General features: G+C 72.9%; 1 protein-coding gene. It reads left to right on the top strand.

From position 1 onward, the window contains the following. Positions 1-21: 21 nt before the first annotated feature. Positions 22-5,636: non-ribosomal peptide synthetase (locus KXC43_RS50150; protein WP_221383412.1), on the top strand; the 5,615-nt coding region annotated here is incomplete at its 3' end.

The following is a 5,636-nucleotide window of genomic DNA, read 5'->3' as shown; positions in this document are numbered from 1 at the left end:
CTGGCGCCCGGCGGTGCCCCGGTGATCGGCACGCCGATCGCCAACGGCCGCGTCTATGTGCTCGACGACGGGCTGAGTCCGGTGCCGGTCGGCGTGACCGGCGAGCTCTATATCGCGGGCGCCGGACTGGCCCGCGGCTATGTGGGCCGGGCCGGGCTGACCGCCGAGCGGTTCGTGGCCTCCCCGTTCGGCGCGGGCGAGCGGATGTACCGGTCCGGCGACCTGGTGCGGTGGACCGCCGACGGGCAGCTGGTGTTCGCCGGGCGGGCCGACGACCAGGTGAAGATCCGGGGGTTCCGGATCGAGCCGGGCGAGATCGAGCAGGTGCTGCTCGGGCACCCCGGGGTGCGGCAGGCCGCCGTGATCGTGCGGGACGACCTTCTGGTCGCGTACGTCGTCGGTGACGTCGACACCGGGCGGCTGCCGGCGGTGGCGGCGGCGCGGCTGCCGGAATACATGGTGCCGTCGGCGTTCGTGGCCCTGCCGGAGCTGCCGCTCACCCCCAACGGCAAGCTCGACCGCAAGGCCCTGCCCGCACCGGACTTCACGATCGGCGCCGGACGAGCGCCGCTGAGCGTGCAGGAAGAGCTGTTGTGCGCGGCGTTCGCCGACGTGCTCGGGCTCGACAGCGTCGGCGTCGACGACAGCTTCTTCGACCTGGGCGGGCACTCGCTGCTCGCCGCGCGGCTGGTTTCCCGGATCCGCACGGTCCTGGGCGTCGAACTGCCGGTCCGGACCCTGTTCGAGACGCCGACACCGGCCGGGCTGGCCGCGTGGATCGCCGGCACCGGCGCCGGCCCGGCCCGGCCCGCGCTGCTGGCGGGCCGGCGTCCGGAGCTGGTGCCGCTGTCGTTCGCTCAGCGCCGGCTGTGGTTCCTCGCCCGGCTCGAGGGTCCGAACCCGACCTACAACCTGCCCACGGTGATCCGCCTGGCCGGCGTGGTGGACCCGGCCGCGCTGGCCGCGGCGCTGCGCGACGTGATCGGCCGGCACGAGTCGCTGCGCACAATCTTCGCGGTCGAGGACGGCGAGCCGCACCAGAGGATCCTCGACCCGGCCGAGCTGAGCTGGCACCTCGACGTCGCCGAGGTCGCGCCGGACGACCTGCCCGCGGCGGTGACCCGCGTGACCGAGCACGCGTTCGACCTGGCGACCGAGATCCCGATCCGGGCCCGGCTGCTGCGTACCGGCCCCGACGAGCAGGTGCTGGTCCTTGCGGTGCACCACATCGCCGGCGACGGCTGGTCGTTGGCCCCGCTCGGCCGGGACCTGTCGGCGGCGTACCAGGCCCGGCTGCGCGGCGAGGCGCCGGAGTTCGCGCCGCTGCCGGTGCAGTACGCCGACTATGCGGTGTGGCAGCGGGAGCTGCTGGGCTCGGACGGCGATCCCGAGAGCCTGCTGTCGCGGCAGGTCGGCTACTGGCGGCAGACTCTGGCCGGCGCGCCGGAGGAGCTGACGCTCCCGGTCGACCGGCCCCGTCCGGCGGTGTCGAGTCACCGTGGACACCGGGTGCCGCTGCAGGTGCCGGCCGAGGTGCACGGCCGGCTCGTCGAGCTGGCCCGCGCCGAGGGCGTCACCACGTTCATGGCGTTGCAGGCGGCCCTCGCGGTGCTGCTGTCCCGGGCGGGCGCCGGCACCGACGTGCCGATCGGCTTCTCGGTGGCCGGGCGCACCGACGACGCCGTGAACGACCTCGTCGGCTCGTTCCTGAACACCCTGGTGATCCGGACCGACCTGTCCGGCGATCCCGAGTTCCGGCAGATCCTCGGGCGGGTGCGCGAGACCACTCTCGAGGCCCTGGCCCACCAGGACGTGCCGTTCGAGCGGCTCGTCGAGGAGCTGGCGCCGGTGCGGTCGCTGGCCCGGCACCCGCTGTTCCAGGTGATGCTGACGTTCCAGAACAACGAGCAGGCCGTCCTCGAGCTGCCGGGGGTGCACGACATCTCGTCGGCGTCGGTCGCCAACGCCGAGGGCACCGCGCCGGTCAAGTTCGACCTGTACGTGACGACCGTCGAGCTGTTCGACGACGAGGGCCGACCGGCCGGGCTGACCGGCGTGGTCACCGGCTCGGTCGACCTGTTCGACCGGGCCACGGTCGAGCGGATGACCTCCGGCCTGACGCGGGTGCTGACCGCGGTGACCGCGGCGCCGCAGGCGCCGTTGCACGCCATCGACGTGCTCGACGCCGACGAGCGCAACCAGGCCCTGTACGGCTGGAACGACACGGCGGCCCCGGTCGACGAGGCGTCGGTGCTGGAGCTGTTCGAGCGGCAGGCGACCTCGGCGGAGGTTGCGCTCGTGGCCGACGGGGTCGAGCTGACGTACGCCCAACTCGATGCCCGGGCGAACCGGATCGCGCACTATCTGCGTGGCCAGGGTGTGGGTGTCGAGTCGGTGGTGGGTTTGTGCCTGCCCCGCGGGGCCGACATGATCACGGCGATTCTGGGTGTGTGGAAGGCCGGTGCGGCCTATCTGCCGATCGACGCGAAGCTGCCGGTCGATCGGATCGCCTTTGTTCTCAACGACAGCCGGGCGACGGTGTTGTTGGGTTTGTCGGAGGTGCTTGACGATCTGCCGGTGGGCCGGGTGCCGTTGGTGGCGCTCGATGATCCGTCGGTGGCCGCCTGGCCGGATTCCGCGCTGCCGGTGAGCACCGATCCGCGGCAGGTCGCGTATGTCATCTACACCTCGGGTTCGACCGGTACGCCGAAGGGTGTGGCCGTGACCCACGGCTCGCTGGCCAACTATGTGGCTTCGGTGTCTCAGCGGTTCGGCTGGTCGGGTCGGGGCCGCCGGTACGGCTTGTTGCAGCCGCAGGTGACCGATCTGGGTAACACGGTGGTGTTCGTCAGCCTGGCCACCGGCGGTCAGTTGCACATTCTTGGCGAGGCGGCGGTGACCGATCCGGCTGCGGTGGCCGCGTATCTGGCCGAGCAGCAGATCGATTTCGTGAAGGCGGTGCCGTCGCACCTGATGGCGTTGTCCTCGGTGGCCGGTGTCGAGGCGGTGTTGCCCCGCGAATCCTTGGTGCTCGGTGGCGAGGCGGCCTCCCCGGAATGGGTGGCCGACCTGGTGGGCCGCGGCCGCCGCGTGTTCAACCATTACGGGCCGACCGAGACGACCGTCGGGGTGGCGACCGCGGAACTGACCGGCGACGGCACGGTGCCGATCGGGTCGCCGATCGCCAACACCCGCCTGTACGCGTTGGACGAGCGTCTGTCGCCGGTTCCGGTCGGCGTCACCGGCGAGCTGTACGTGGCCGGCGCCGGTCTGGCCCGTGGCTACGTGAGTCGGGCCGGCCAGACTGCCGAGCGGTTCGTAGCCTGCCCGTTCGGCTCCGGCGAGCGGATGTATCGCACCGGTGATCTGGTGCGGCGGCTGGCGGACGGGCAGTTGGTGTTCCTGGGCCGGGCGGACGAGCAGGTCAAGGTCCGTGGGTTCCGGGTCGAACCCGGCGAGATCGAGCAGATCCTGCGCGCGCACCCCGAGGTCGACCAGGCTGCGGTGATCGCCCGCGACGACCGCCTGATCGCGTACGTCGTCGGGGAAGACCTCACGGCCGAGCAACTCCGTGAGCTGACCGCGGCGCGGCTGCCCGACTACATGGTTCCCTCGGCGTTCGTGCTGCTGCCGGAGCTGCCTCTGACCGGCAACGGCAAGCTCGACCGCAAGGCCCTGCCCGCCGTCGACCACACCGGCGGCGCCGGCCGCCCGCCCGCGACAGTGGAGGAAGAGCTGCTGTGCGCGGCGTTCGCCCACGTGCTGGGCGTCGACCAGGCCGGCCCCGACGACAGCTTCTTCGACCTCGGCGGCCACTCGCTGCTCGCGGTCAAGCTGGTGTCGCGGATCCGCACGGTGCTCGGCGCCGAATTGCCGCTGGGAACGCTGTTCGAGGCGCCGACGCCGGCCGGGCTGGCGGCCTGGCTGGCCGGCACCGAAACCGGCCCGGTGCGCCCGGTGCTGGCGGCGGCGCACCGTCCCGAGCGGGTGCCGCTGTCGTTCGCGCAGCGCCGGCTCTGGTTCCTGACCCAGCTCGAAGGCCCGAACCCCACCTTCAACCTGCCCACGGTGATCCGGCTGACCGGCGACGTCGACGCGGCCGTGCTCAACGCGGCACTGCGTGACGTGATCGGCCGGCACGAGTCGCTGCGCACCGTCTTCGCGGTCGAGGACGGCGAGCCGTACCAGCGGATCCTCGACCTCGACGAGCTCGACTGGGGTCTGGAGACCGCCGCAATCGGCGAGGCCGGCGACGACCTGAGCGCGGCGGCCAACCGGGCGATCGGGCAGCCGTTCGACCTGACGACCGAGATCCCGATCCGCGCCCGGCTGTTGCGCACCGGTCCCGGCGAGCAGGTGCTGGTGCTGGTGGTCCACCACATCGCCAGCGACGGCTGGTCGATGGCCCCGCTCGGCCGGGACCTGTCGGCGGCGTACGCGGCCCGGCTGCTCGGCGAGATCCCGCGGTTCGAGCCGCTGCCGGTGCAGTACGCCGACTACGCCCTGTGGCAGCGGGAGCTGCTGGGCGACGAGTCCGACCCGGACAGTCTGCTGTCGGCGCAGGTGGCCTACTGGCGCGACGACCTGGCCGGTGCGCCGGAGGAGCTGCCGCTGCCGGCCGACCGGCCGCGCCCGGCCGTGGCGAGTCACCGGGGACATCGGGTGCCGCTGCAGGTGCCGGCCGACGTGCACCGGCGGCTCATCGAGCTGGCCCGGGCCGAGGGCGTCACCGTCTTCATGGTGATGCAGGCCGTCGTGGCGGTGCTGCTGTCGCGGCACGGCGCGGGCACCGACGTCCCGATCGGCTCGGGTAACGCCGGGCGTACCGATGAGGCGCTCAACGACCTGGTCGGCTTCTTCGTCAACACGCTGGTCATCCGCACCGATCTGTCCGGCGACCCGGAGTTCCGGGAGGTGCTGTCCCGGGTCCGTGGCCGGGCGCTGGGCGCGCTGGGCCACCAGGACGTGCCGTTCGAGCGGCTGGTCGAGGAGCTGGCGCCGGTGCGGTCGCTGGCCCGGCACCCGCTATGTCAGGTCGTGCTGACCGTGCAGAACGTCGAGCGGGCCGTGATGGAGCTGCCCGACGTTCAGGTCAGCGGGCTGGCGATGGCCGGCGACGGCACGGCGGTGGTGAAGACCGACATCGACCTGATGATCGGCGAGGTCTTCGACGAGCGGGGCCGCCCGGCCGGGCTGCGCGGCTCCCTCACCGGCTCGGCCGACCTGTTCGACCGCTCGACCGTCGAGCGGCTCACCGGTGGCCTGGCCCGGGTCCTCGACATCGTGACGGCGGCGCCACATGTGCGCCTGCGGGACGTCGACGTCGTCGACGCGGCCGAGCGCTCCCGGATGCTGGGCGCGTGGAACGACACGGCGGCGCCGGTGCCGTCCGGCACGGTGCTCGACCTGTTCCAGGAACGCGTGGTTGCGGCTCCGGACGCCGTGGCGGTCGTGGTGGCCGACGGCGTCGAGTGGTCGTACGAGCGGCTCGACGCGCGCGCCAACCAGCTGGCCCGGCTGTTGCGCGGCCATGGCGTGGGCGCCGAGTCGGTCGTCGCCGTGGTCATGGACCGCGGCCCGGATCTGGTGGCGGCCCTGCTGGGCGTGCTCAAGGCGGGCGCGGCCTACCTGCCGAT

Source organism: Paractinoplanes polyasparticus (genome assembly GCF_019710575.1).
Taxonomy (GTDB): domain Bacteria; phylum Actinomycetota; class Actinomycetes; order Mycobacteriales; family Micromonosporaceae; genus Actinoplanes; species Actinoplanes polyasparticus.
The sequence above is the reverse complement of the archived record's forward strand: the minus strand, read 5'-3'. Positions and strand labels throughout refer to the sequence as shown.